Source organism: Streptomyces sp. GD-15H (genome assembly GCF_045291515.1).
Taxonomy (GTDB): domain Bacteria; phylum Actinomycetota; class Actinomycetes; order Streptomycetales; family Streptomycetaceae; genus Streptomyces.
This window is the reverse complement of sequence record NZ_CP149447.1, coordinates 1,641,698-1,667,351: the sequence shown is the minus strand read 5'-3', so window position 1 is coordinate 1,667,351 and position 25,654 is coordinate 1,641,698. Positions and strand designations below refer to the sequence as shown.

Annotated in this window: 22 protein-coding genes and 4 pseudogenes; 18 read left to right on the top strand and 8 right to left on the bottom strand. The window is 69.1% G+C overall.

Features of this window, described 5'->3' with window-relative positions:
• The first annotated feature begins 262 nt into the window (after positions 1–262).
• The 5 genes from WJ438_RS08130 (at position 263) to WJ438_RS08110 (ending at position 4,156) form a co-directional block, all read left to right on the top strand.
• On the top strand, positions 263–835 hold the full coding sequence (locus WJ438_RS08130; protein WP_406724604.1) for a 3-oxoacid CoA-transferase subunit B: 573 nt from the start codon (positions 263–265) through the stop codon (positions 833–835).
• A 15-nt stretch (positions 836–850) separates the two neighbouring features.
• A complete protein-coding gene (locus tag WJ438_RS08125) occupies positions 851–1,639 on the top strand; it encodes an electron transfer flavoprotein subunit beta/FixA family protein (protein ID WP_406724603.1) in 789 nt (262 codons plus the stop codon).
• 59 nt (positions 1,640–1,698) lie between these two features.
• Positions 1,699–2,661: an electron transfer flavoprotein subunit alpha/FixB family protein gene (locus WJ438_RS08120; protein WP_406724602.1), complete on the top strand. Its 963-nt coding sequence runs from the start codon at positions 1,699–1,701 to the stop codon at positions 2,659–2,661.
• A gap of 345 nt (positions 2,662–3,006) precedes the next feature.
• Positions 3,007–3,675 (top strand): NADPH-dependent F420 reductase, encoded by a 669-nt coding sequence (npdG, locus tag WJ438_RS08115; protein WP_406729627.1) that lies wholly within the window; start codon positions 3,007–3,009, stop codon positions 3,673–3,675.
• A 199-nt stretch (positions 3,676–3,874) separates the two neighbouring features.
• Complete coding sequence (locus WJ438_RS08110) at positions 3,875–4,156, top strand: transposase (protein WP_406724601.1); 282 nt, start codon at positions 3,875–3,877, stop codon at positions 4,154–4,156.
• An 87-nt stretch (positions 4,157–4,243) separates the two neighbouring features.
• Here WJ438_RS08110 and pspAA read toward each other — a convergent pair whose 3' ends face one another.
• Positions 4,244–4,522: a PspA-associated protein PspAA gene (pspAA, locus tag WJ438_RS08105; RefSeq protein ID WP_406724600.1), complete on the bottom strand. Its 279-nt coding sequence runs from the start codon at positions 4,520–4,522 to the stop codon at positions 4,244–4,246.
• Between the two features lie 10 nt (positions 4,523–4,532).
• On the bottom strand, positions 4,533–5,294 hold the full coding sequence (locus tag WJ438_RS08100; RefSeq protein ID WP_406724599.1) for a PspA/IM30 family protein: 762 nt from the start codon (positions 5,292–5,294) through the stop codon (positions 4,533–4,535).
• 513 nt (positions 5,295–5,807) lie between these two features.
• Here WJ438_RS08100 and WJ438_RS08095 point away from each other — a divergent pair.
• From WJ438_RS08095 to WJ438_RS08075, 5 genes and pseudogenes are all read left to right on the top strand, one after another.
• A complete protein-coding gene (locus WJ438_RS08095) occupies positions 5,808–6,200 on the top strand; it encodes a hypothetical protein (protein ID WP_406724598.1) in 393 nt (130 codons plus the stop codon).
• A gap of 162 nt (positions 6,201–6,362) precedes the next feature.
• Entirely contained in the window at positions 6,363–6,821 is a 459-nt protein-coding gene (locus WJ438_RS08090) for an SPW repeat protein (protein ID WP_406729626.1), read from the top strand.
• 61 nt (positions 6,822–6,882) lie between these two features.
• On the top strand, positions 6,883–7,641 hold the full coding sequence (locus WJ438_RS08085) for a DUF2382 domain-containing protein (protein ID WP_406724597.1): 759 nt from the start codon (positions 6,883–6,885) through the stop codon (positions 7,639–7,641).
• Between the two features lie 1,111 nt (positions 7,642–8,752).
• Complete coding sequence (locus tag WJ438_RS08080; protein ID WP_406724596.1) at positions 8,753–9,112, top strand: transposase; 360 nt, start codon at positions 8,753–8,755, stop codon at positions 9,110–9,112.
• 31 nt (positions 9,113–9,143) lie between these two features.
• Positions 9,144–9,234: pseudogene (locus tag WJ438_RS08075) on the top strand (IS6 family transposase); the annotation flags it as partial.
• A gap of 183 nt (positions 9,235–9,417) precedes the next feature.
• On the opposite strand, the gene WJ438_RS08070 reads toward WJ438_RS08075, so the two are convergent.
• Complete coding sequence (locus WJ438_RS08070; protein ID WP_406729625.1) at positions 9,418–9,780, bottom strand: transposase family protein; 363 nt, start codon at positions 9,778–9,780, stop codon at positions 9,418–9,420.
• 332 nt (positions 9,781–10,112) lie between these two features.
• Between WJ438_RS08070 and WJ438_RS08065 the strand changes: the two genes are divergently transcribed.
• The 5 genes and pseudogenes from WJ438_RS08065 (at position 10,113) to WJ438_RS08045 (ending at position 14,023) form a co-directional block, all read left to right on the top strand.
• Complete coding sequence (locus WJ438_RS08065; protein WP_406724595.1) at positions 10,113–10,682, top strand: hypothetical protein; 570 nt, start codon at positions 10,113–10,115, stop codon at positions 10,680–10,682.
• A 578-nt stretch (positions 10,683–11,260) separates the two neighbouring features.
• Positions 11,261–11,392, top strand: a complete 132-nt coding sequence (locus WJ438_RS08060) for a hypothetical protein (RefSeq protein ID WP_406724594.1) — start codon at positions 11,261–11,263, stop codon at positions 11,390–11,392.
• A 671-nt stretch (positions 11,393–12,063) separates the two neighbouring features.
• Positions 12,064–12,285 (top strand): hypothetical protein, encoded by a 222-nt coding sequence (locus WJ438_RS08055; protein ID WP_406724593.1) that lies wholly within the window; start codon positions 12,064–12,066, stop codon positions 12,283–12,285.
• A 953-nt stretch (positions 12,286–13,238) separates the two neighbouring features.
• Positions 13,239–13,565 (top strand): annotated as a pseudogene (locus WJ438_RS08050) (MerR family transcriptional regulator); the annotation flags it as partial.
• Between the two features lie 254 nt (positions 13,566–13,819).
• On the top strand, positions 13,820–14,023 hold the full coding sequence (locus tag WJ438_RS08045) for a cold-shock protein (protein WP_019072426.1): 204 nt from the start codon (positions 13,820–13,822) through the stop codon (positions 14,021–14,023).
• Between the two features lie 453 nt (positions 14,024–14,476).
• Here the strand turns inward: WJ438_RS08045 and WJ438_RS08040 are convergent, their stop codons facing one another.
• Positions 14,477–15,037 carry a hypothetical protein gene (locus WJ438_RS08040; protein WP_406724592.1) on the bottom strand — a complete coding sequence of 187 codons (561 nt, stop codon included), beginning with the start codon at positions 15,035–15,037 and terminating at the stop codon, positions 14,477–14,479.
• 266 nt (positions 15,038–15,303) lie between these two features.
• Here WJ438_RS08040 and WJ438_RS08035 point away from each other — a divergent pair, with 266 nt between their 5' ends.
• Positions 15,304–16,089, top strand: a complete 786-nt coding sequence (locus WJ438_RS08035) for a hemolysin III family protein (RefSeq protein WP_406724591.1) — start codon at positions 15,304–15,306, stop codon at positions 16,087–16,089.
• A 442-nt stretch (positions 16,090–16,531) separates the two neighbouring features.
• On the opposite strand, the pseudogene WJ438_RS08030 reads toward WJ438_RS08035, so the two are convergent.
• The 3 genes and pseudogenes from WJ438_RS08030 to WJ438_RS08020 all read right to left on the bottom strand — a co-directional run.
• Positions 16,532–17,767 (bottom strand): annotated as a pseudogene (locus WJ438_RS08030) (PP2C family protein-serine/threonine phosphatase).
• A 597-nt stretch (positions 17,768–18,364) separates the two neighbouring features.
• Entirely contained in the window at positions 18,365–20,050 is a 1,686-nt protein-coding gene (locus WJ438_RS08025) for a ribonuclease J (protein WP_406724590.1), read from the bottom strand.
• A gap of 383 nt (positions 20,051–20,433) precedes the next feature.
• Positions 20,434–20,610, bottom strand: a pseudogene (locus WJ438_RS08020) (6-phosphofructokinase); the annotation flags it as partial.
• 556 nt (positions 20,611–21,166) lie between these two features.
• Here WJ438_RS08020 and WJ438_RS08015 point away from each other — a divergent pair.
• Positions 21,167–22,347, top strand: a protein-coding gene (locus WJ438_RS08015; RefSeq protein WP_406724589.1) for an IS3 family transposase whose coding sequence is annotated in 2 segments (ribosomal slippage) — positions 21,167–21,431 and positions 21,431–22,347 — 1,182 coding nt in all. Because the reading frame shifts where the segments join, the coding sequence is not laid out codon by codon here.
• A gap of 501 nt (positions 22,348–22,848) precedes the next feature.
• Positions 22,849–23,715: an LLM class flavin-dependent oxidoreductase gene (locus WJ438_RS08010; RefSeq protein ID WP_406724588.1), complete on the top strand. Its 867-nt coding sequence runs from the start codon at positions 22,849–22,851 to the stop codon at positions 23,713–23,715.
• Between the two features lie 62 nt (positions 23,716–23,777).
• Here WJ438_RS08010 and WJ438_RS08005 read toward each other — a convergent pair whose 3' ends face one another.
• Entirely contained in the window at positions 23,778–25,184 is a 1,407-nt protein-coding gene (locus WJ438_RS08005; RefSeq protein ID WP_406724587.1) for an IS4 family transposase, read from the bottom strand.
• Positions 25,185–25,654 lie beyond the last annotated feature (470 nt).

The following is a 25,654-nucleotide window of genomic DNA, read 5'->3' as shown; positions in this document are numbered from 1 at the left end:
CTGCGTCCTGATCTTCGGGAATCGGGCCGGTGATCCGATCAGGATGCGGTTGACTACTGCCTGCGGTCTGAGCAGGGCCGCCCGAGTTCCGACGTGTCCGAGCGGGGGGAGAGCGTGGCCAGGGTGTGGTAGTGGGCCGTCCTCGACCGCAGACGCACGTCAGCTATGGCTGGCCTGTTGTGCCGCCCAGCTGTCAGGCCAAAGCAGCGAGGGCTGCCCGCTGGTCCGCATCCAGGGCTCCTACATCAACCTCGGCATCGGCTTGCCCACCCTGGTCCCCAACCACCTGTCACCCGGCATCGACGTCGCACTCCACTCCGAGAACGGCATCCTCGGAGTGGGCCCCTACCCTCACGACCACGAGGTCGACCCCGACTTGATCAACGCCGACAAGGAGACCGTCACGGTCGCCGCGGGCGCCTCCTTCTTCGACTTGTCACTGTCGTTCGGCATGATCTGCGGCGGGCACATCGACACCGCGATCCTCGGCGCCATGCAGGTGTCCGTCAACGGGAACCTGGCCAACTGGACCGTGCCCGCCAAGATGGTCAAGGGCATGGGCGGCGCCATGGACCTCGTCCACGGCGCCCGACGCATGATCGTCCTGATGAAGCACACCGCAAAGGACGGCAGCCCGAAGATCGTGCGCGAGTGCACCCTGCCACTGACCGGCAAGGCGTGCGCCCACCGCGTCATCACCGACCTGGGCGTCTTCGACATCACCGGCGAAAGCGTCGTCCTGCGCGAACTCGCACCGGACGGCACCACCGACCAGATACGCAGCACCACCGAGGCCGATGTTGTCATCGATCCCCCCGATGACGTCGCGGCATGAAAGCAGGAGTTGAACGTGAGCCTGAGGATCGTTGTCACCGTGAAGTACGTGCCCGACGCCACCGGCGACCGGCACTTCGCCGATGACCTGACCGTCGACCGCGACGACGTGGACGGTCTGCTCTCCGAGCTGGACGAGTACGCCATCGAGCAGGCGCTGCAGATCGCCGAGAACGCCGACGACGACGTGGAGATCACCGTCCTGACGGTGGGCCCGGAGGACGCCAAGGACGCGCTGCGCAAGGCGCTGTCCATGGGCGCCGACCAGGCGATCCACGTCGAGGACGACGACCTGCACGGCACCGACGCGCTCGGCACCTCGCTGGTGCTGGCCAAGGCGATCGAGAAGGCCGGCGACGACCTGGTGCTCTCCGGCATGGCCTCCACCGACGGCGTCATGGGGGTGGTGCCGGCGCTGCTCGCGGAGCGCCTCGGCGTGCCGCAGGTGACGCTGCTGTCCGAGGTGGCGGTCGAGGACGGCACCGTCACCGGCCGCCGCGACGGCGACGCCGCCTCCGAACAGCTGCAGGCCTCGCTGCCGGCGGTGGTGTCGGTGACCGACCAGTCCGGCGAGGCGCGCTACCCGTCGTTCAAGGGCATCATGGCGGCCAAGAAGAAGCCGGTGACCTCCTGGGACCTGTCCGACCTCGACCTGGAGGCCGACCAGGTCGGCCTGGCCGGCGCCTACACCGCGGTCGACTCCGCGACCGAGCGGCCGGCCCGCAGCGCGGGCACGATCGTCACCGACGAGGGCGAGGGCGGCCGGCAGCTCGCCGAGTTCCTCGCGAGCCAGAAGTTCATCTGAGGCCCGCAGTTCGCTGATCCGCCCCGCAATCCTTTTGCACGCAGGAGAGAAGAAGTCCCATGGCTGAAGTCCTCGTCTACGTCGACCACGCGGACGGCGCCGTCCGCAAGCCCACCCTGGAGCTGTTCACCCTGGCCCGCCGCCTGGGCGAGCCGGTCGCCGTCGCCCTGGGAGCCGGCGCCGCGAACACCGCCGGCGTGCTGGCCGAGCACGGCGCGGCGCGGGTGCTGACCCACGACGCGGCGGAGTACGCCGCGTACCTGGTGGTGCCGCAGGTGGACGCCCTGCAGGCCGCGGTCGAGGCCGTCTCCCCGGCCGCGGTGCTGGTCTCCTCCTCCGCCGAGGGCAAGGAGATCGCCGCCCGGCTGGCGCTGCGCCTCGGCACGGGCCTCCTCACCGACGCCGTCGACCTGCAGGCGTCCGAGGCCGGCCCGGTGGCCACCCAGTCGGTGTTCGCCGCCTCGTACACCACCAAGTCCCGGGTCACCCGGGGCATCCCGGTCATCACCGTTAAGCCCAACAGCGCGGCGGTGGAGCCGGCTGCGGCTGCGGGCAGCGTCGAGCAGCTGAACGTGTCGTTCTCCGACCAGGCCACCGGCACGAGGATCACCGGCCGCACGCCGCGGGAGTCCACCGGGCGGCCGGAGCTGACCGAGGCGGCGATCGTGGTCTCCGGCGGCCGAGGGGTGGGCGGCGCGGAGAACTTCGCGCTCATCGAGGCGCTGGCCAACTCGCTGGGCGCGGCGGTGGGCGCCTCACGGGCCGCGGTGGACGCCGGCTGGTACCCGCACACCCAGCAGGTGGGCCAGACCGGCAAGAGTGTCTCGCCGCAGCTGTACCTCGCCAGCGGCATCTCCGGTGCGATCCAGCACCGGGCCGGCATGCAGACCTCGAAGACCATCGTGGCGGTCAACAAGGACGCCGAGGCCCCGATCTTCGACCTGGTCGACTACGGCGTCGTCGGCGACCTGTTCGAGGTCGTCCCGCAGCTCACCGAGGAGATCAACACCTGTAGAGGCTGACCGAGTCCGCAAGGTCGGCAAGCGAGCAGAGTCACATGATGCAGCCGGCCAGCATGAGTGTGGTCAGGCGTGGCACCTCGCAAAGGCTTGACCGTATCCAGAGAACCTCACTGCCTGGCATCGCCCATCGGTCAGATGCTGCGCCGGGTCCTTCTCAGAACATGTGCCTGTCTCAACGTGGCCATGGTCGAACGAGCCGGGAAGGGCCGCAATCGTCATGACCGCGGCTCCGAGCCACCGATGGGCGTCCTTTCGAGAATGGAAGATTTCGTTGTGGTGAACACCCCTGCAGAGCGATCGGCGCCGTCCCAGGAAATCACTGATGAGGTGAAGAAGACCCCGGGAATGAACCCGCGGGAGCAGCCCGACGTGTCCGGCCTGGTGGTCGGCGTGCTCGGCGGCACCGGTGACCAGGGCCGTGGCCTGGCCTACCGGCTGGCCCGGGTCGGCCAGAAGGTGATCATCGGCTCGCGCGTCGCCGAGCGCGCGCAGGCCGCCGCGGACGGCCTGGGCCTCGGCATCGAGGGCGCCGAAAATGCCGAGTGCGCGCAGCGCAGTGACGTCGTAATCGTCGCCGTGCCGTGGAAGGGCCACGCCAAGACCCTGGACGCCCTGCGCGAGGACCTCGCGGGCAAGCTGGTGATCGACTGCGTCAACCCGCTGGGCTTCGACAAGAAGGGCGCGTACGCGATCCGCCCAGAGGAGGGCAGCGCCGCGGAGCAGGCGGCCATGCTGCTCCCGGACTCGCGGGTCACAGCGGCCTTCCACCACCTGTCGGCGGTCCTGTTGCAGGACCCGGAAATCAACGAGATCGACACGGACGTGATGGTGCTGGGCGAGTCCCGCGCGGACACCGATGTCGTGCAGGCGCTGGCCGCCCGCATCCCCGGCATGCGCGGGATCTACGCGGGACGGTTGCGCAACGCCCACCAGGTGGAGTCCTTGGTCGCGAACCTGATCTCAGTGAACCGCCGTTACAAGGCCCACGCGGGACTGCGCATAACCGACGTGTGAGCCGCTCTCGTGTTCCTCCTCGAGCTCACGGACCTTCCTGCGCAGGGCTGCGTTCTCCACCGCCTGGTCCCTGTTGGGTCGGGGACGGGACGCCGTGCGTCCTTGCGGACGTCGGTTTTCCCGTCCCCGCCCGCCGAACCCGCCGTGTGAGTCTTCCCTCGTAGCGTAGAGACCCTGACTGCAGGGGAAGTCGGGAGTCATGGCGGAGAAGAGGCGGAAGATCGACGCGGAGTTCCGTGAGGGGGCTGTGCGGATCGTGACCGAGACCAGGAAGCCGGTCGCCCAGGTCGCGAAGGACCTGGGGATCAACGAGACGACACTGGCCGGCTGGGTGTCGCGGGCTCGCAGGGCAGGCGGGGCCGGTCCTACGGGCGAGAGCGAGGAGCTTGAGCGGCTGCGTCGAGAGGACGCCCAGCTGAAGAGGGACGGCAAGGAGCTGGGGATGGAGCTTCCCAATCAGGATGTCAAGCCGCGGCGGTGACAGAGGGTGGCGTTTTGTAGAACTCTCCGTCACGGATCATGGCCCATAGGACGTTGATGCGTCGGCGGGCGAGGGCCAGCAGGATGCTCACCCGGGGATGAGGCCCTCGTCCGACAGCAGCGCCTGCACCTGGTGCAGACTCGTGTCCTGGTCGGGGAGTACGAGATCGGACGGTGTGATGGCGTCGTCCGGCAGCGGTGTGCCCAGTCGGCGTACGGCGCCCAGGAGGGAGTTCAGCGCGGTGCGGAAGGCCGCCTCGTCGCCGGCGTCGGCCGCGGACTGCAGGGCGGAGTCCGGCTCGTTGAGTTCGTCGAGGTGGTCGTCGGTGATGTCGTACTGGCCTTCGCCGAGGATCCGGATGATCATGGTCTCTCCTTCACTGGTCGGGCGGCCGGTTCTGGCTGCGGTTCTCCACGGCCGGCGGGGCGGCGGATGAGGTGAGTTGGGCCTTCATCCGGGCCAGTTCCCTGTCCACGTCGGTGCCGGCCGTGAGGGCCTCGAGCTCGGCTTGGATGTCGTCGCGTCCGGCGGGGAGGGTTGCGTCCTCCAATGCGCCGGATGCGATCAGTTCGTCCAGCGCGCCGGCGCGGGCCTGCATCTGTTCGGTCCTGTCCTGGGCGCGCTGCATGGCCATGCCGACGTCGCCCATCTCCTCGCTGATGCCGGTGACGGCCTCGGTGATGCGGGTCTGGGCCTGGGCCGCGGTGTAGGTGGCCTTGATGGTCTCTTTGCGGGTGCGGAACGCCTCCACCTTGCCCTGCAGACGTTGGGAGGCAAGGGTGAGTTTGTCCTCTTCCGCCCGCAGCGATGCCTGCTGGGCCTGCAGGTCGGTGAGCTGGGAGGCGACGGCCGTGCGCCGGGTCAGCGCCTCCCGGGCGAGGTCCTCGCGCCCTGCGGCCAGCGCCTGCTGGGCCTGCGCCTGCAATTTGTCGGCGGACTGCTGCAGTTGATGGATCTGCAGGTCCACGCGCTTGCGGCTGGCGGCCACATCGGCCACGCCGCGCCGCACCTTGCCCAGTAGTTCCATCTGCTGGGTGTGGGAGTAGTCCAGCACTTCGCGGGGATCCTCGGCCGCGTCCAGGGCCTTGTTCGCCTTGATCCGGAACAACGTGGTGATGCGGTCGGCGATGCTGCTCATATCCGGTCCGCCTCCTTGACCTGGGGACCTTGGTACGGGGTATCGGGCAGGCATTACAGCTTCAGGCTCCGCCCGGCCGCACCGTGCCGCAAACCGCCGCTGACCGGCCGCCCCACCGCGTGGAGGGGAGCGGAGTTCCGTCCAGCCGGCCGAGCGGGAACAGCGGGCCCCCGCTCGGTCGGCAGCCACCCGAGGCCGCGACCTCCGCGAGCGCCCGAGCCGCGCGGGCACGGCGGCACGGTCAGGCGCCGGGTGAGGCTCTGCGGGCGCGGCAAGCCCGGGACGAATGACCCACCCTGTTGTCCTTTCAATGACTTTTAGGATGATTTCTAAGGTTTTGCCGGTGAGATGGCGGTTAGTCGAGGAGGGTATGCACAGGCACCGAGTCCGATGTTGGTTCCGCGGCACATGGCCGGCGGTGCGGATGCCGGCGAGTCGCAGGCCTGCGCGGACCCAGGTCTTCGGCCTCGGCGAGCCGGCCGCGGCGGGGGTGCCATCAGAGGGAGGGGTCCAATGAGCGAGATGGCGACCGTGAGTGCCGGGCGCGTTCAGCAGGCCGGGCAGATGGCGAAGCAGGAGGCGCTGGCCATGGCCGGTCAGACCAGGCAGGCGGCCAGTAAGGTCGTCGGCACTGCCGCCGAGCAGGTCAAGAGCTCGCCGACCGGGCCGGCCGGCGGTCGAGCCGGTCAAGCGGGCTGCGGTGGAGTCCGCGCAGCAGCTGAAGGAGGACGCCCCCAGGCCGGCCGGCAGGCAGCTGGGGAAGTCAAGGACACCGCCGCCGAGGCCGCCCGCGCCACCAAGGAACAGGCCGAGGAACAAGCCGGGCAGGTCACCGACCAGGCCCGCCAGTCCATACAGACCCCGGCCGAGGAAGCACGCGGGCAGACCCGCAGCCCCGGACCCTAGGGAACGCCGCCGCATCAGGCGGACCGACGGCATGGTCCTGCCGGCCCCACGGCGGGCGTGCCGAACACCACCCAGCTGCTCTCTTCGGAAGTGATCGCAGTGACGTCACCCAACTACGGATCGACCGGATCAGCCGGATCGACCGCGTCGACCGCGTCGACCATGGAAACCCACCCCGACATCGTCGAGATGCGCCAGCGTCACGCGCTGGCCGAGCGCGCCGCAACGACCCCGCGGGCACAGGCAATCGAGGCACTGGCGCTGCTCACGGGCCTCTACCTCGCGGCCTCCCCCTGGATCGCGGGGTTCAACGGCGGCGGTTTCTCGAGGCTGGCCGTCAACAATCTGATCGTGGGGATCGGCTATGCGCTGCTGATGAGCGGCGGCTTCGGCCGTGCCTACGACCGGACGCACAGCATGGCCTGGGCCGCATGCGCGCTGGGCGCGTGGACGGTCATCGCGCCCTGGGTGGTGGCAGGCAACGTTGACACCACCCGCACCGTCATCAACAACGTCATCACGGGTCTGATCGCTCTGCTGCTCGCCCTCGCCGCCAGCGCGACAGCCCGCTCACGCAGCGCACGCGGTGCCCAGGGCGCCTACGGCGGAGCCGGCCGCTGAGCACATGCCGGTTTTTCGCAATGTGGGGGATGTACGGATACCAACGAAGGAGAACCCCCAGATGATCACCCGAGAGCAGATCCCCGCCGTGCTGGACCACCCGGTCTACGACACCAGCGGCACCAAGATCGGCGACGCTAGGCACGTGTTCCTCGACGACGTCACCGGCCAGCCGGAATGGGTCAGTGTGAAGACCGGCCTGTTCGGCACCAGCGAGTCCTTCGTCCCCGTCCACGACGCCTCCGTCGTCGAGGACCACCTCGAGGTGCCGTACGCCAAGGACAAGGTCAAGGACGCGCCCAACGTCGACGTCGACGCCGGCGGCCACCTGTCCGAGCAGGAGGAACACCGCCTGTACGAGCACTACGGCATCGGCTGGGACGCCGCCTGGCAGCAGGCGCAGACCGGCACCGGACAGGCCGCCGCCACCCCCGAGGATGCGATGACGCGGTCCGAGGAGGAGATGCACGTCGGCACCGAACGCCGCGAGGCAGGCCGCGTGCGGCTGCGCAAGTACGTCGTCACCGAGGAGCAGCAGATGACCGTCCCCGTGCGCCACGAAGAGGTCCGCGTCGAACGGGAGCCGATCACCGACGCCAACCGCGGCGACGCCATGGCCGGCCCGGACATCGCCGAGGCGGAACACGAGGTCATCCTCCACGCGGAGGAGCCCGTGGTGGAAACCAGGGCCGTGCCCAAGGAGCGGGTCCGCCTGACCACCGAGGAGGTCACCGAGGAGGAAACCGTCACCGGCGAGGTCCGCAAGGAGCGCATCGAGGCCGAGGAGGAAACCGACGATCGCGACAAGCGCCGCCGCTGACCCCACCCCCGCACTCCAGGCGCCCGGGACGGGAAGAGCGACGGCCCCCGTCCCGGGCGCCCGCACGTCCGCCGCGCCGCGCCACCCCGCTGATGCGCACTCCGGACGGCGTATCCGGCCGGCCCCGGGGGCCCGGAGCCGCGTATCCGCGCGCAAGGAGCTGTCTTCTCATGAGACTGCGACACAGACGCGCCACCGCTCACCAGGGCCGGGGCCTGGGGTCTGGCGAGCAGCAGCGGCGGCACGGTGAGGCGTACGGCCGCGAGGATGAGCCGGAGAGATTCGGTCCGTCTCCGGAGGTGGAGCGCAGAGCACCGAAGGCTCTTGCCAAGATGCCGAAGAGGGGCGTTGTCAACTTGTCGGGTGAGGTGCTGGGCAGGGGTGCGTCAGGGCGTTGTGCGGCGGGGTCCCGGGCTTTCGTGCTCAGGGGGTGGCAGACAGGCCAACGGCCTTGGTGATCTGGTTCCAGACGGTGAAGCGGTGGCGCATTTCGGTGCGGTAGTCGGCGGCGGTCACCAGGTGGCGACGGGGGCGGACGTGGGGGAGATGCCACTGAAGGCAGAGAGAACCGCTGGGCCATCTCGCTGCTGTACCGGGCCACCCGGGCGCTGCTGTCCGTGCCTGTGGTCCTGCCGCGCCGGGACACGGCCAAGGACGCCGAACTGCTGGTGCCGCGGCACGAGAACGCGGTGCTGCGACGGCAACTCGCCGGACCGGTCCGCTACGAGCCCGCGGACCGGTTCTGGCCGGCCGCGCTGTCGTCGCCGACACCGCGCCGGAGCCGGAGCCGTGTCTTCCCGGTCACGCCGGGGACACTGCCGGCCCGGCACCGCAGGCTGATCGCCAAGAAGGGGGACTACGCCGACCGACGCCGCACCGGCCGGGCCGGCGCGAATTCCTCACCACCCGGGCCGAGGGGATCCTCGCGGCGGACTTCTTCCACGTCGACACGATCACCGGCAGGCGGCTGTACGCGCCGGCCTTCCTCGAACCCGGCACCCGCCGACTCCACATCACCGGCATCACCGCCCACCCCACCGCGCGGTGGGCGACCCGGCAGGCCCGCCATCCGACCGCCGACCCCGGCGCACGCGCCGAGTCGCTCCGCTTCGTGCTCCGCGACCGCGACAGCCAGTACACCGGCTCCTGCGACGCCGTCTTCGCGGCCGAAGCCATGGACCTGCTGCCCAGCGCGCCACAGGCGCCGCGCAGGCACGCCCACGGCGAGCGAGCGGCACGATCCGGCGCGGGGTTCCCCGGCCACGTCCTCATCGTGCACGAGGCCTACGCCCACCGGGTCCTCGCCGAGTACCAGGAGCACTGCACCACGCATCGGCCACACCGGTCACGAGACCAACAAGCATCCGAAGCCCGGGAACAGCCGGCGGTACGGCACGATCGCGTGCCCCGCGGGCTCCTGCGCACCCGCGTCGTCGGCGGGGCCATCCACGAGTACCGCTACACGGCTTGAGCCGCGGCGATGACTTTACGAGCCCCACAGCCTGAACAACCGCGCGGAGAACAGCCACTGGCCCACCCGCCGGCGCGAACGCGCGAGGAAGGACTTCCGTTCCGTCGGCGGGGCCCAGCGGTCCCCGGCCGCGTTCAGCGGTATCTCCCCCCGATTCCGGCCCCGCCGCCACCCGATGACCGCCCCCGGATACCGCACCGGGATGACCACCCGCTTCGCGATCTGGGACCAGATCACCGGCGCCACCGCCCCGCCCACCACAGTGTGCCCCGGGCCCCGCTCGCCCCTGACGCGCTCTCAACCGATCAACACCCCACCAACGTGACAACGCCCTGCAGAGCCTTTCGCCGCGTAGGCGACCGCCCTTCACAACCACACCTCTTCAAGTCAGCCCCGTCCGGCGCTCGCTGGACGGGGCTGACGTCTGTCCGGCTCCGCGTGACCGTGGCGGGCCCGGATCTCGGTGCGGCGATGATCCCGGTCTTCCCGCCGGCGCCGAGATGGTCGACGACCTCGGCCAGAGTCCGCAACCGAAGACCAGGGCTCACGGTGCGTCCGCGCTCGACGAGCAGGGGTCGCCCTTCGCCGATGGCCCGGGTGAGGGTGGAGCGGTCCATGCCGAACCAGCAGGCCAGGACGTCGTGAATGGTTCCGTGGCGCAGATGCACGAGGGTGGCCAAAAGCCGGTCGGTGAACGCCAGTCGGTCCTTCGCACCGGCACCACGGCGCGGGGGCCTCGTACGTTGCGGCCCTCAAGCCGTCACCGGATCGGTGGCCACGCTGAAAATGCTCACTGTCTCCGTCTGGGGTGTTCGCCCCTACGGCAGCGGAGAGACCCGTCTGGACCTGCGCCTGGACACCGGCTCCCCCTGATGAGCTGCCCTACGCAAGCGGAGCACCCGCCCGGGTCAGCAGTGATGGCGGCGAGAACAGGGCCCGGTGAGGGTGGAGGAGTACTCGATGTTCCCGTCGGCTCACCCCCTTTCGAAGGAGCACACTCGTGTCCGAACGCAACACCTGGATCCGCAGCCTGCACGATCTGGGCCTGGCAGCCTGGTTCGGCGGCTCACTGATGGGCGCGGTCGGTCTGAACGGCGCGGCCAAGGACGAAGGCGGAACCGATGAGACCAAGGCACGGATCGCTTCGTCGGGCTGGGCGAAGTGGACGCCGGTCAACGCCGCCGCCATCGGCGCGCACCTGTTCGGCGGCGGAGGGCTGCTGGCCGTGAACGCCCACCGGGTCGCCACGCAGCAGGGCGTGGCCGCCTCCACCACGGCCAAGACCGTCGTCACCGCCGCGGCCCTGGCCGCCACCGCCTACGCCCGCACTCTGGGCAAGAAGATCGAGCTGGCCTCCTCCCCCGACCCGCAGGACGCCGAGAAGGCAGAGCAGCATCCCATCGACACCACCAAGGCCCGGCGGCAACTGGCCTACGCACAGTGGGCGGTGCCGGCCCTGACCGGATGCCTGGTGATCCTCAACGCCCTGCACGGTGAGCAGCAGCGTCCCAAGGAACAGCTGCCCGGCATGTGGGGGCGGGCCCGCTCCGCCGCCCCTTTCCTCCCGTGAAGACCGTGAAACGCCGGCAGGCCGTCTCCATCGGGTGAGGCGGCCGCACACGCGGAGTTGGTGAAGGGTGCTCGCCCTGTCGGCGACGGTGGTGAGCTCCGCGCCGCCGGGGCCCGCCCGGCAGCACGTCTGCAGCAGCCTGTTCACCGCCGAGGTGCGCCGGAACCCGCCCCGGGAAGGGGCGCTTGGGGCCTGCCGCACCATGCGGACCTTCCCATCGCGCACGGCGGCGGCGAATGTGGCAAGGCCGCCCCACACAGCGTGGGGCTCGCCGCTGAGCAGGGCCGCAACGTGGGGAGTCCTGCTCGTTCAGGGTGAAGTGGGCCTGGGGCAGGAACGCCCCCGGCCCTGCTGTTCAGGGCCGGGGCCTTCTCGCCTCCAGTCGGCGGCAGCGGCGCGGGCACGCACCGGCTGTTCCGGTCGCGGGGCGTCCATCCGCAGTCGTTGCGGTTGATCTTCAGGGAGTGGGTCTGGTCGTTGAGGTGGTAGCCGCGCAGGTCGTGGGTGGAACCTGTGCCGCTCGAAGAGTCATCGGCGCAGGTGGGAGTGGTGCGGTTCGGCCCTGGGATCATGTCCGCGTGATCGTGTCCCTGCTGGACCGGGTGGCCCGGAGGCTGCTGTCCGTCCCGTCGGTGCTGCCGCGCCGTGACACCACCCAGGACGCGGAGCTGCTCGTGCCGCGGCACGAGAACGCCGTCCTGCGCCGGTAACTGGCAGGCCCGGTCCGCTCCGGGCAGGCTGACCGGTTCTGGTGCGCCGCCCTGTCCGTGCTGATATCCCGGCGACGCCGGCGGGAGGTCTTCCCGGTCACCCCGCCACCCTGCTCGGCTGGCACCGCCGGTTCGTCGCCGCCACGGGGGATCACACCGCACGCCGACGCCCACCCACCCCAGCGGCAGTCAAGACCCTCGTCCTGCGGCTGGCTCGGGACAATCCGCGGTGGGGCCACCGGCGCATGCCAGGGGAGGCGGCCCGACTCGGGCATCGGATCGCCGCCTCGACGGTAGGGGAGATCCTCCCCGCCGCGGGCACCGGCCCGGCCCGCGTCGCTTTGGCCCGGCCTGGCGCGAGTTCCTGGCCGCCCGGGCCGGGGCATCAGCGCGGCAGACTTCTTCCACTCCGGCACCGCGCTTGGCACGAGGCCGTACGCACCGGCGTTCGGCGAGCACGGCACCAGACGCCTGCACCTCACCGAAAGGCACCGCCCGGGGCATGCGCCAGGAGTCTCTGCGGTTCCTGCCGCGTGACCGCGATGGCACGTACGGTGCGGCGTTCGCCGCGGTCTTCGAGGCCGAGGAACCGGACGTCATCCAGAGCGGGCCTCGGGGCTCCCCGGAGAAACGCCCACGGCGAGAGAATCATCGGCAGCATCCGGCGCGAGATGCTCGACCACGTCCTCATCCTCGGAGAGACCCATGCGCGCCAGGTCCTGGCGGCTTACCAGCGGCACTACACCGCGCACCGACCTCACCAGGCCCGACAGCAACTACCGCCTGACGCCGAGGAACGGCCCGACGCCACAGTGCACGCCCTCGACGCCCGCCGGGTACTGCGGACCCGGCTCCTCGGCGGTGTGATCGGCGAGTACCGCGACACCGCTTGACCGGCGACGATGACTTTTCGAGCGGCACAGGCTGCCGGAGGGCTTCGAGGAAGGCCCGGGTGGTCTCGCGCGCGTCGGCGACCGCGGTCGCGGGGCGGATGGTCGTGGCCTCGACGCACACCGTGTCCAGCAGGTCCACCCTGGCCTCTGGCTCGTCAATGCCCGGTCCTGCTTGCCCGGTGCTTGGGCCCCGCCCAGCGCCCCTTGACCCGGCGGGGCCCGATTGCCTCACCGTCAAACACGCGGAAATCTATGTTGGCCGGAGTAGACATTGGGTGGTGGTGTGGTTATGGTTTCTCTCGTAGCCGAGATCAAGCAGGGCCCGGCAGAGACGAACTGCCGGGCAGCGGTACCCGCATGACGGTGCGGTGGTGGAGTTCCGAAGCCAGAGCGGTTGCAGGACGGCGACGGGGCTGACGACCGGACCGGGTGGCCCGCAGTGATCAGGGGCCGCCGTGAGCAGGACCCCGCAGTGAAGTCAGTGAGCAGTACCTCGGTGAAGGCGTCGGCTGCGGACGCGCGCACCGGGAAGTTCGGCAGTGGGGTTCTAAGCCAGAGCAGACGCAGGACGGGCGACGGGGCCGGCTGTCGAAGAGTGGCGCTGTCACAGGCCACCAGCAGTTCGGAGTATCCAGTAGTACAAGCAGTGCGTAGTACCAGCAGTGCGCAGTCCCCCGTTGGTAAGTAGTTGATCAAGAGGGAAGAACGGAGGAGCCGAGCGCCATCAGGATCGCCCGGGCGGACGTCTTGGGCCCGGGTACCGCAGGACATCGATAGTGAGGTGGTCTCCGGTCAAGCAACCGCGATCCCCGCACCCCCGACGGCATCTCGGTCGGGTCCGCGGACACAGAAGGCCGGCGCAGGACCAGGGCCGGCAGATGGTGTAGCAGTTCCTTCGGGGCCCTGGTGCCATTGGCACCAGGGCCCCTCCCCGCGTTTTACAGAGAGGTGCAATGACCGCAGACGACTCGTTCGGCCGGCTCGATGACGACGACTACCCCGCCTACACGATGGGTCGGGCCGCCGCGATGCTCGGCACCACCCCGGGCTTCCTCCGTGCCCTCGGCGAAGCCCGCCTGATCACCCCGCTGCGCTCCGCGGGCGGCCACCGCCGCTACTCCCGCTATCAGTTGCGCATCGCGGCCCGCGCCCGGGGACTCGTCGACCAGGGCACCCCCGTCGAGGCCGCCTGCCGCATCGTCATCCTCGAAGACCAGCTCGAGGAAGCCCAGCGCCTCAACGCCGCATACCGCCGCGCCGCCGGATCACCCAACCCCCCCGGCCGCGGCATGAGAGGAGCGTGCCCGCCGGTATCGGCGGGCACCGCCCGCACGGTCCCGGTCTGCGGCGTGATCGTTCCAGTGGTGACGCGGTGTGCGGCCGTGTAGCGTCTGCGTCAGCTGTCGTGGTTCGGAGTTCCCCTTTGCCCACGCCTTGGTGTGGGCGTTTTGCTGTGCTGTGCCGCAGGAACCAGGGCGATCACCTCTGCCTTCCACATGGAGTGGGAGGCGTTCATCGACTGGAAGGCACGACTATGGCTACGGGAACCGTGAAGTGGTTCAACGCGGAGAAGGGCTTCGGCTTCATCGCCCAGGACGGGGGCGGCCCGGATGTCTTCGCGCACTACTCCGCGATCAACTCCTCGGGCTTCCGTGAGCTCCAGGAGGGCCAGGCTGTGACGTTCGACGTCACCCAGGGCCAAAAGGGCCCACAGGCCGAGAACATCAACCCGGCCTGACCTCGCAGCCTTGCCCGAGGGACAGGGCACTCCGCGTCCGGTGACTGCCGCGGCCCGTGCGGGCCGTGCTTTCAGCCGGACAAAAGGGGACCCGCTCTCGTGCCGGGCGTCGACAGGACCTGCCGTGCACAGGATCGGGGCCGCGCAGCAATGGCTGCGCGGCCCCGATCCGTTGAGGTGCATCCGGAGCGACGCGACCTCGGCCGGAAACTTCCTGAACTCGGTTGCTCCAAGCGTTGTCCCGGACTCGGCCGCCTCACCGTCGAGTTGCCGTTGAGCCGAGGGCCACGACACTACGTCCAGGTCGCCGGCGGGCAGTTCGTCGGCGACCAGGGTTGCTCGCAAGGTGCAGCAGCACCGAGCCGGATGAGTACGGATACGAGGCCGGGTCTGCGCGCCACGTGCCGGCTCGGGTGCCGCGTGCCCTGCGCGGCTGCCTGGAGGAGCAAACGGTCAGGCGCTCGTCCAGGCGTCGACGAAAGCTTGCCGTCCAGCCGGATCGTCCCATTCGCGGTCTGCATGCAGGACGCGCCAGGCGGTGAGCTCGAGATCTCGGAGCCACAGTTCTCCGATGACCTGTGTCTTGAGGTCGGGAAGATCGTCGGACTCGGCGAGGGCCTGACCGATCACCTCCCCGGCCGCGAAGCGCTGGGGCGGGGTCATCTCATCGACAGCCGAGAGGACCTGCCGGGCCAGGGCGGTTCCCTCTCCTGCCAGCGAACGCAGCACCAGAGCCTTGATGTTGACGGGCAGCAGGTACGCGGTGTCCGACGACCTCCACAGGTCCGACCAGAAGCGTTCTCCTGCCTTGGTGGGGGCAGGCAGCGCGGCCAGCAGCCCGAGGAGATGACCGGTGGCTGCATAGCCATCGGAGTGGGCAGCTGCGACGACTGCGATGCCGACGACGCCCCCCACATCGAGATGGCCGGCTTCGAGATACGAAGCCAGACCCAACTGATGTTCCAGCTGGTGTGCCAGGGGGGCGGATACGTGGGGGCGGACCTCAGGAAGCATCGGCGATCCTTGCGCGTAGGCGAGCGGAGATGCCCGTTCTGGAGCCCTGATCGTTCCCATGACCAGCCGATCTACTCGGCTTCGGCAGGCCCTATCGGCGGCAGCGTCTACGGAGCTGGGGTTCACCCTCGCGAACCAGCCCATGCCCGGCGACGTGTCCCTGGGGTTCTGGGCCGACCTCCCATCATGCTGCCGGAGTGAGGTCTATTTAGCATGACCGCATGGCTGCCAGTCACGCACAGGTGCCCGAGAGAGGACGAGAAGCTGTGTCCCGCGACGCCGCTGAAGTGGAATATGGTCACGTCGCTTCAGCGCGTGGAGAGCGCCGTGAGGACGGGCTACCCGGCGGATCACAAGGCGACCATGCACGGGAGAAGGCTCACTCGGTTGCTGCTCTGGTGGAGCGGGCGGCCGACCTGGCCGAACCGATCAAGCCGAGGTTGCGTGGCTGGCTTCATGCCGGAATGGTCCCCGCCGCACTGATCGCAGGCGTCGTACTCATCTACCTGGCCCGTACTCCGCAGGCAGTCCTGGCCTGCGCCGTGTATTCGGTCACCGCCTGGCTGCTGTTCGCAACGAGCGCCATCTACCACCGCGGCACCTGGGGACCGCTGGGCGAGGCTCTTCTACGACGTCTCGACCACGCCAACATCTTCCTGATCATCGCCGGCACCTGCACCCCCCTGGCCGTGCTCCTCCTCCCGCCGGAACAGCGGTCCATGCTGCTGTGGATCGTGTGGGCGGGCGCATTGGCCGGCATCGCGTTCCGGGTCCTGTGGGTCAGAGCTCCGCGCTGGCTGTACACCCCGTGTTACCTGGCCTTGGGGTGGGCGCCGGTGCGCTACCTGCCCGACTTCCTGCACACCGGCGGAGCAGCCGTACTCGCCCTGATCGTGGCGGGCGGTCTCCTGTACAGCGCGGGCGCGGTCGTCTACGCCCTGCAGCGGCCCGACCCCTCGCCCCGCTGGTTCGGCTTCCACGAGGTCTTCCATGCCCTGACCGTGGCAGCCTTCACCGCGCACTACGCCGCCATCTCCCTCGCCACCTACTGACCCCACCACAGTATTCCGGCCCGTGCCGCTCATCGCCCACGATGCCGCGCGCCGGACCGCGACGGGCCGGGCGGTCGCCGAGGCATCGCCCCGCGCGTGAAAGCCGTCCGCCGTCCGGTCTGCAAGTCGGCTGCTCTCCAGGGGGCGGCGCTCCGTGGGCAGGTAAGGAGGGAGGGGCGAGGGAAAGACGAGACAGCGGTCTTCAACCGACCTGCGATAGAGGGGTCCCCGTGTTCGAGGCGGAAGACATTAGGGAATGGCGAGGCCACGACGTGCTCGACCATGAGCGGCACACGATTGGCGTCCCGGCTTCATCCTCCTCGGCCTGCGCCTGGGCCGCCGCCGCAGGCGCCTGCCCCGGTGACGCGGTCGCCTGGGGCAGAGCACCCCGTTTCACCTGCCCAAGAGCCAGCTGAAGCGGGGTATCGGAGAAGTTCCCGAGTCATCGCTCAGGAACGGTCCGCCCCGTCCGCCGGGCGGAGGCGTCGGCGAGGTCGGCGCCGGTGTCGGCGTCCCGCCGGGAGTGGTCGACGCCGTGCCAGTCCAGGCACATGACGGTCGCGTCGTCCTGCAGGTGGCCGTGGTGGGCGTCGACGACCGCCGCGATGAGGGTGCGGGCAGCCTCACGGGGATGCAGCGCGCGGGTGCGGACGATCAGGTCCGACAGATCGAGGCTGTGGGCGTTGCGCTCCAGCATGCCGTCGGTCGGCATCACCAGCCGGTCGCCCGGACGCAGGTCCAGCGACTGGACCCGGTAGCGGTGAGGGGCATGGAAGCCGAACGGCATATCGATCTCCGGAGCGATCTCCCGCACCTTTCCGTCCCGCATCCGCAGAGGCCAGGGGTGCCCGGCGTTGATGAACTCGGTCTTGCCGTCGATCAGGCTGATGCGCAGAGCCGGCCGGTGACGTAGCCCTGGCGGCCGTGCTCGCGCACGGCCCGGTCGGCCTGGCGGGCCTGTTCGGCCAGGTCGGCACCGGCCCCGCCGTGCCCGGCGCAGGGCGCCCACCAGAAGAGTGGCCAGCAGCGCGGCGTCGACATCGTGCCCCATGGCGTCGGTGACGGAGGGCTGGACCGTGTCCCGGTCGATCACGTAGTCGAAGGTGTCACCCCCGACGCGGTCGGCCGGCTCCAGCGCCCCGGCCGCCGCGAACTGCGCCGCCTCGCACGCCAGTGACGCCGGGAGCAACCGGTGCTGGATCTCTGCGGCCAGGCTCAGCGGGGTGGTCCGGCGGCCCCACTGGTACACGTCGGTGAAGGACCGGTTCGCGATGACGATGTACGCCAGGGCGTGCGCGGTCTCGCCGATATTCCGCATGGCCTCCGCGTCCGGGGCCGTGGGCAGGAACAGTTCGAGGAGCCCGATGGCGTCCCCGCGATTGGTCACCGGGGCGACGACCCGAACCAGCGCGCCCTCGCCCTTGTCCTCCACGCTCGGCCGCTGGGTGCGGATCACGTCGTCGTACAGGGTGTCCCGCAGCGTGATGCGCCGGGCGGGTTCATCGGTCTCGACGCTGCCCGCCGCCCCCAGCCGTACGACCGAGCCGCCGGTGAAGTCGGTGATGAGGAACGACACCGACGCGGCCCCGAGCTGCTCCTTGAGCATGCGCGCGACCACGTCGAGTGACTCCGCGGGCGCTGCAGTCTGCGCCGCCGCCAGTGTCCCCGCCAAGGTCATCGCCCCGCCCCGGTCGCCCCCGTTCTCGTGAGGACGAGTGGTCGGCCCATCGTCCCCGTCAGGCCCGCATACGGTCACGGTGACTCCTCGCCGCTCGCTGGTGCTCAGGGTGCTGTCCCGGGTGCCGGAGGGGCCCGCGCCAAGCCCGGTGCCGGGCAGATGCTATGGCACCACAGTGCCCTTGAATGGTATTCCACTTGGCCAAGCGCCCGTTCCCTCTCACTGGCTGCTTGCTGGATCTGGTCGATGAGGTGGTGCTGTGACGCCGTCGGCGAACATGGTCGCCTCGGTCGTGCCCGGTGGTCTTGTCGTGGGTGACGGCGGCGTACAGGTGGGCGAGGTCCTGCACGACCTCGGCTGGCGTGACCGTGACGCTCGTTTGGCGCTCCGGGCACTCCAGAGACCGCCCCCAAGGTGCTAAAACTCCCGTTGAACTGCGGGTTTTCGCGCCTCCATTCCTTGGGATGTGTTCCCGATGACTCATCATGTGGAGTGCGTTGCCATTCCGGCCTCCTGGGGTGGCTGCTGACTCCCGTGCCCGACCTCGATGCCGGCGAGACCCCGACCGGAACCGGGGGCGTGCTGCCGGGCTGTGGCTCAGGCGTCGATGATGACGGGGATGATGAGGGGCTTGCGGCGGTGGGTGCGGAAGGCCCAGTTCGCCACGGCGCGGGCGACGAGCTGTTCGAGTTGGCGCGCGTCCCCGACGCCTTCTTCGGCCGCGGTGGCCAGGGTCTTCTCGATGACCGGGATGACCGGCTCGAAGGTGGTGTCGTCGTGGACGAAGCCGCGGGCCAGGAAGTCGGGGGCCTCGGCGAGGGCGCCGGTGTCCGCGTCGACGATCGCCACCACCGTGACCACGCCTTCGGCGGCGAGGGTGAGGCGGTCCTTGAGGGACGCTTCGGTGGCGCCGCCGACTTCCATGCCGTCCACGTAGACGTTGCCGGCGGGGACCTTGCCGGTGATGGATGCGCGCCCGTCGACCAGGTCGACGACGACGCCGTCCTCGGCGATGACGACCCGCTCGGGGTCGACACCGGTACGGGTGGCGAGGTCGCCGTTGGCCCGCAGGTGGCGCCATTCGCCGTGCACGGGCATGACGTTGCGCGGTTTGACGATGTTGTAGCAGTAGACGAGTTCGCCGGCGCTGGCATGCCCGGAGACGTGCACCTTGGCGTTGCCCTTGTGGACCACGTGGGCGCCCCACCGGGTGAGTCCGTTGATCACCCGGTAGATGGCGTTCTCGTTGCCGGGGATGAGGGAGCTGGCGAGCAGGACGGTGTCGCCCTTGCCGATGCGGATCATGTGGTCGCGGTTGGCCATCCGTGACAGCGCGGCCATCGGTTCGCCCTGGGAACCGGTGCACACCAGAGTGATCTTGTGGTCCGGGAGCTTCTCCAGCTCCTTCGTGCTCACGACCAGACCGGAGGGGACCTTCAGATAGCCCAGGTCACGGGCGATGCCCATGTTGCGGACCATCGACCGGCCGACGAAGGCGACCTTGCGGCCGTGCTGGTGGGCGGCGTCCAGGACCTGCTGGATGCGGTGCACGTGGCTGGCGAAGCTGGAGACGATGACCCGGCGTGGCGCGGTGCGCATCACCTGCTCGATCGCCGGGTTCAGCTCCCGCTCGGAGGTGGTGAAGCCGGGTACTTCGGCGTTGGTGGAGTCGGTGAGGAACAGGTCCACGCCCTCCTCGCCGAGGCGGGCGAAGGCGCGCAGATCGGTGATGCGGTCGTCGAGAGGGAACTGGTCCATCTTGAAGTCGCCGGTGTGCAGCACCATCCCGGCCTGGGTGCGGATCGCGACCGCGAGGCTGTCGGGGATGGAGTGGTTGACCGCCACGAACTCGCAGTCGAAGGGCCCGAAGCCACGGCGGTCGCCCTCCCGCACCCGCACCGTGCGCGGCCGGATGCCGTGTTCCTTGAGCTTGGCCTCCAGGAACGCCAGCGTCAGCTTGGAGCCGACGACGGGAATGTCGGACCGCTCGCGCAGCAGGTACGGCACGCCGCCGATGTGGTCCTCGTGGCCGTGGGTGAGTACCACGGCCACGATGTCGTCCAGCCGGTCCCGGATCGAGGTGAAGTCCGGCAGGATCACGTCCACGCCGGGCTGGGTCTCCTCGGGGAACAGCACGCCGCAGTCGACGATGAGCAGCTTGCCCGCGTGCTCGAAGACGGTCATGTTGCGGCCGATCTCACCTAGGCCGCCCAGGGCGATGACCCGCAGCCCTCCTTCGGGAAGGGGTGGGGCGGCTTTCAGCTCGGGGTGCGGATGACTCATACCCTGACGGTACCCGGAGAGCGGGACAGGGTGATCCATTGCCTGTGGGATCTCCTTTTCCCGACGGAGCGGGACACGCAGTGGCTGTCTCAGCACGATCGGATCACGCCGGCGGCCGGAACGGGGAGTGGTGAAAGCGGTACCACCTTCCGTGGCCGAACCGTTCGCCCGGTGCTGGAGAAGATCTCGTGCGCCCTGTCGTGTTTTCCGGCGTTATCTGCCTCCCGGTGGGCCTCGCCACTGGTCTACTCGGAGTAGTCGAGACGCGGGTGCCGTCGGCGCTCAGGAGCAAGTGGGCTGAGAGGGCCCCGAGGCAGCTTCCTTCGCTGGGCAAACAGATGGCGGTGTCCCCGAAGTGCTCGCCGGCCCCGCCCGCCATGCCGGAAGCCGATGTGGTGCCCCATGAACTCGACGACGAGGTCGCGCAGGGGCGGCTCGGCCGTGGTCTCGAGCCGGTCCAGGGAAGCCGAAGGTGACATCCGTGACCGCGATGTCGTTGTCGATGGTCTCGCTGCTCCGACGATGGGCAGGCCGTCGTCCGAGAGCGGCCGGGCCGCCTTCTGAGGCTACTCCGTGACCCGCTATCGGGGTTTCAACGAGCGCTCGATACGACCCGCCGCCATGAAGACGTACTGGCGCTCAGGTCGGCATCCGTCTCATCTGCCCGCTGCCCCAGCCCCAAGACAAGAGGGCAGCCGCGGCCGCAGCGACCGCTGCGGCCGCCGCGGGTGCCGGGGTGGCTTCACGGGTCGCGCGGGCGGTGAGCACCCCGCCCGCGATCACACAGAAGAAACAGGGCGAACCAACGGCCCGGGCATGCGCTCACGGCCGCTGAAGTATCGGGGTTGAACGTGATGTCGATCTTCGCGGTCCGTTGTGGTCGGCCAGAGTCGATTTCAGGGTGTTCCAGAGCTGGGATTGAGCATGTTCTGCGGGCTTGGATCGGGGGGCCGTGAGTGTGGGGAGACTGGGTGGGTGCTGTCCTGCGGCGGAGGTCTGACTCCTGACAGCGTTGACCGGGGTGTCTTGCTCACACTGTGTCGACTGCCGTGAGGGGCCACGAAGTTTCCGGACAGGGACCCAATAGGGTTGTCCTGAACAGGAAACGAGGAAGAAGTGGCGCCACCCAGTAAGTACTCGCCGGAGTTCCGCGAGGAAGCCGTCCAGATCGCGTTGAGGTCGAGCAAGACGATCTCCGAAGTCGCCCGGGAGCTTGAGCCGAACCCGGAGACACTACGCGGCTGGGTCAAGAAGCACCAAAAGCAGCAGGAACCGGCTCCCGATGCGGAACTGACGGTGAACGAGCGGGCGCGCCTGAAGGAACTCGAACGACGCAACCGCGAGCTGGAGATGGAAGTTACATTCCTGAAAAAAGCCGCAGCGTACTTCGCGAAGGATCCCCGGTAGCAAGCAAGTACGAGTTCATCGACGAGATGCGGCTCGACACCACGGAGTACGCATACAGCGTCGAGTTCATGTGCGGCCGACTCGGCGTCTCCAGATCCGGCTACTACGAATGGCGATCCCGCCCGGAATCCGCGAGGGCCCAGCGACGCGAGGAACTGAAACTGCTCATCGAGGAGGCCTTCGACATGTCCGACGGCACCTATGGCCACCGGCGCATCCGGGCTCAGCTGGACCGCTGGGGCGTCACCGCCGGCCTGGAACTGGTCCGCCGGCTCATGCGCGAGCTGGGCCTTGAGCCCTGCCAGCCGCAGCCGAAGAGGTTCAGCCTCACCCAGGCCACGGTCGGCCAGGTGCCGGACCTCGTCGGCCGCAACTTCACCGCTGACGCACCCGGCGAAAAACTCGTCGACGACATTACCTACATCGCGACCGGGGAAGGCTGGCTGTACCTCGCAACGGTCATCGACTGCTGCACGAAGGAAGTCATCGGTTACGCGATGGACGACCACTACCGAACCCCACTGATATCCAGAGCGATCCGCAATGCGGCACGGAACAGGAACCTCTCGGCCGGCGCGATATTTCACTCCGACCGCGGAAGCAACTATATGTCAGCCGAGTTCGGGAAGACGCTCGACCGGTTCGGGCTCCGCAGATCTTCCGGCCGCACCGGGATCTGTTTCGGCAACGCCATGGCCGAATCATTCTTCGGCGCCCTGAAGAACGAGCGTGTATCAAGGGTGACTTACCTGACCCGCGAGGCCGCCCGGCAGGACATCACTCGCTACATCGAATTCTGGTACAATCGCAAACGCCTCCACTCGGCGGTGGGTTACCGCCCTCCGCGTGAAGTCCGCGCCGAGTACGAGAAGTTGCGAATCGCCGCGTGAAATAGACGGTCAGACGCCCGTCCGGAAAACGCGAGACCCCTCAATTAGGCAGTCAAATTCCCTGTCCGAAAAACGCGAGGCCCCTCAGGGTGTCGCGAAGGCCTGAGCTCGGTGCCGAGTGGGCGTCTCATCGATCATGGCGAGATCGGTGGTTCCTGAACTGGGCACTGTCAGGATGGTGAGACGCTCTGCTCCGGGATTCGCAGTGAAGGTGGCAGTTTCCGGGTCAGTCCCGACGCGAGCTGGGTGCGGGCAATCCCGAAAGGGTGTAGCTCTTGCTGAGGGAGATGGTGGTTCACACCGTGAGTTGGTATCGGTGCTGGTCGGGGGTGGGGTAGACGCGGAGCCGTCCTACACCCGCTCATCCCCAGGCTCGATTCCGCGCTCGGCCCCCGGCTGCTCGTTCTTCGATGCCCCCGCAGCCGGGGGCACCGATGGATTCCACCGCGTGACCGCGCATAATCCGTTGCCTGGGCAGGTGGGGTAGCCCACGATGCCCGGATGCGCTTCTCGATCAATATCCCGAACTTCGGCGACTTCGCCGACCCCCGAAACGTGGCAACCGTAGCGGCGGCGGCCGAGGAGTCCGGGTGGGACGGGCTCTTCGTCTGGGACCACGTTCATTACCGGGGGTACTCGGGGCGGCCCTTCGGGGACGCGTGGATGCTGCTGACCGCCGCCGCACTCGCGACGTCACGGATCCGGGTGGGGACGCTGCTCACTCCGGTAGCTCGTTATCGGCCGCAGCAGCTCGCGCGGCAGGTGGCCACCTTGGACAACCTCAGCAGAGGCAGGGTCGTCTTCGCCGCGGGGCTGGGTGGGCCGGTCGAGGACGAGTACGGCAGCTTCGGCGACTCCACCGATCGACGTGTGCTCGCCGAGCGACTGGACGAAGGGCTGGAGTTGTTGGGGCGGTTCTGGACGGGCGAGGCCGTCGACCATCACGGTCGGCACTACCAGGCGCGGAACGTGAGCCTGCAGCCCGCCACCGTGCAGCGGCCCCGGCCGCCGGTGTGGATCGGGGGATTCTGGCCGAACCGTCCGCCCATGCGACGGGCCGCGCGGTGGGACGGCGCGGTTCCTCTGTTCAAGAACGCCCTGCATGGATACCCGCCGGACCGCGAGGACGTGCGGGAGTTGATCACCTATGTGCGCGGTCATCGAGAAGGCGACACCCAGCGCCCCTTCGACCTCGTAGCCGGCGGCGCCACTCCGGCGGACGCTGCCAAGGCCAAGGATGTGATCGGCCCGCTGCGCGACGCGGGTGCCACCTGGTGGGACGAAAGGCAACTCGATCCCGGCCCCGATGTGGACTGCCTGGCTCCGGTGCTGCGGCGCATCGAGGCGGGGCCACCGGTACTCGATTAGGCGCCCCTGAAGTTTCCCCGTGTCCAAGATCACGGGGAAACTTCACGTTCAACACCGTTGCGTTAGCGTCGTGAGCGGCCATTGAGACCGTGTTCGAAGAATGTGACGGTGGCGTGGACGGTGTAGTTCTGGCTGGTTGCGGGGCGCTGTCCGGCGTTCGGGCCGTACTTGCTGGTGGGGTTTTTGCGGGTGCGGGCCTTTACCCGTTGCCGTCGGTGAGCGGGCAGGAGGGCGCCCAGGGCAGCGTGGCCGATCGTGCCGACCAGGTCGATGAGGGTGCCGGGGAAGATTCCATGGCCGGCGGTGACGGTGCCGGCTGCGGCGGCCAGCAGGACGGTGAAACTGATCCGTCCCATGGGTACTTCCGGCCGTCCGGTCAGGGCGTCGTTGCCGGCGCGGATCAGGGCCTGGTAGGCGGTGAGCAGGGCATAGACCTCCTGGTCGAGGCCGTCGATGCTGCGGGAGCGCAGGACGCGGCCGTCGAGCATCGTGGCCTTGATCGAAAAGTACGTCGTTTCCGCCTGCCACCTGCGGTGATAGAGCTCGACGAGCTCGGCCGCCGGATACCGGGCAGGGTCCAGCAGGTTGGTGATCAGCCGCCACTGCTCGGTGCGGACCGTGCCACCGGCCAAGGTGACGGTGAGGGCCGCCTCGATCACGCGCACCGGCAGCAGTACCCGCAGGACGCCGTAGCCGATGCGGGCGAGGTAGGAGCCGTCGCCCAGGTGCTCGGCGGGGGTGGGGACGCGGCGGGCTCCGGAGCGCACCAAGAAACGCGCCCCGCTCCGATGAACGGCATCAAGGAACTCGTTGCCGTCGAAGGCCGCGTCGGCCAACAGGAGCATCGTCTCGTCCAGGGCGCTCAGAATTCGCTTGGCATAGGGGAGTTCCCCCTCGGACTCCGGTCCGAAGGCGGCGGCCATGAGCGCGCGGGTGCCGCACTCGACCAGGACCAGCAGCCGCAGCAGCGGATAGCCGAACTCCACGGTCTCCCCGGCCCGCTTGGGGTAGCGCCAGGTGACCGATTCGTCGTCGGGGGCGTGCAGCAGGCTCCCGTCGACGGCCACCGTGCGCAGGCCCCGGTGGAAGGACCCGGCCTGCCCGGGGTGGGCGACGGGCCCGGCGAGCGTCTCGAACAGGCGCTGCAGGGGTGCGGCCCCCACCCTGCGTCTGGCCCGCGGCAGCGAGGAAACCGCAGGACGCGCCAGGGCCAGGGAGGTCAGGGCGGCGGTCAGCTTGGACCACACCATGCGGTACGAGCAGTGCTCGAACAACGCGAGAGCGAGCACGAAGTACACCACCACCCGCGACGGCAGCAGCCGCAGGCGCTTCTCGCGCCGACCGGTCTCCTCCGGCACCGCGTCCACCAGCGCGAAGTCCACGATCTGGGTCAACTCCCCCAGATGGCCCGGCGCGAACACACCCCGCGCTGTCTCGATCGTGGACGTGATGACAGACTTCTCCTGCAACGGGACCCCTGACCTTGATCGACTTTCTTCGCCGATCGTTGATCTATCAGGTGGTCCCGTTGCTCTGTTCACAGGGCTTGACGTACAGCTCAGGGGCCAACCGCAACGGTGTTGACTTCACGTTGGGCTCCACCGCTGCCCTGGTGTTCACGCTTCTGCGGTAGCACCTATCCCGACACGCTGATCGAGATCACACGAAGGGTGGGGAGATCAAGAGAGCAGGTTTGGCCCGCCACAGAGCATTGGCTGGCCGTTTTCAAGGCTCTGGCCGCAGTTCCGTGATCCTCGAGCGCGTTGTGGCGTGGTCGGGTCCCGGCACATGCGATTCGATCGACTCTGGTTGATAGACAATCTCATGACCTACTACGCAGACCTGACTCCGTACACGTACGAAAGGGATAATTGGGACCCAGGAGCGTCAGGCTGCTGGCGAGGTGTCCCGCTGCTGAACGTGGGCTGGCTCAGCCGCA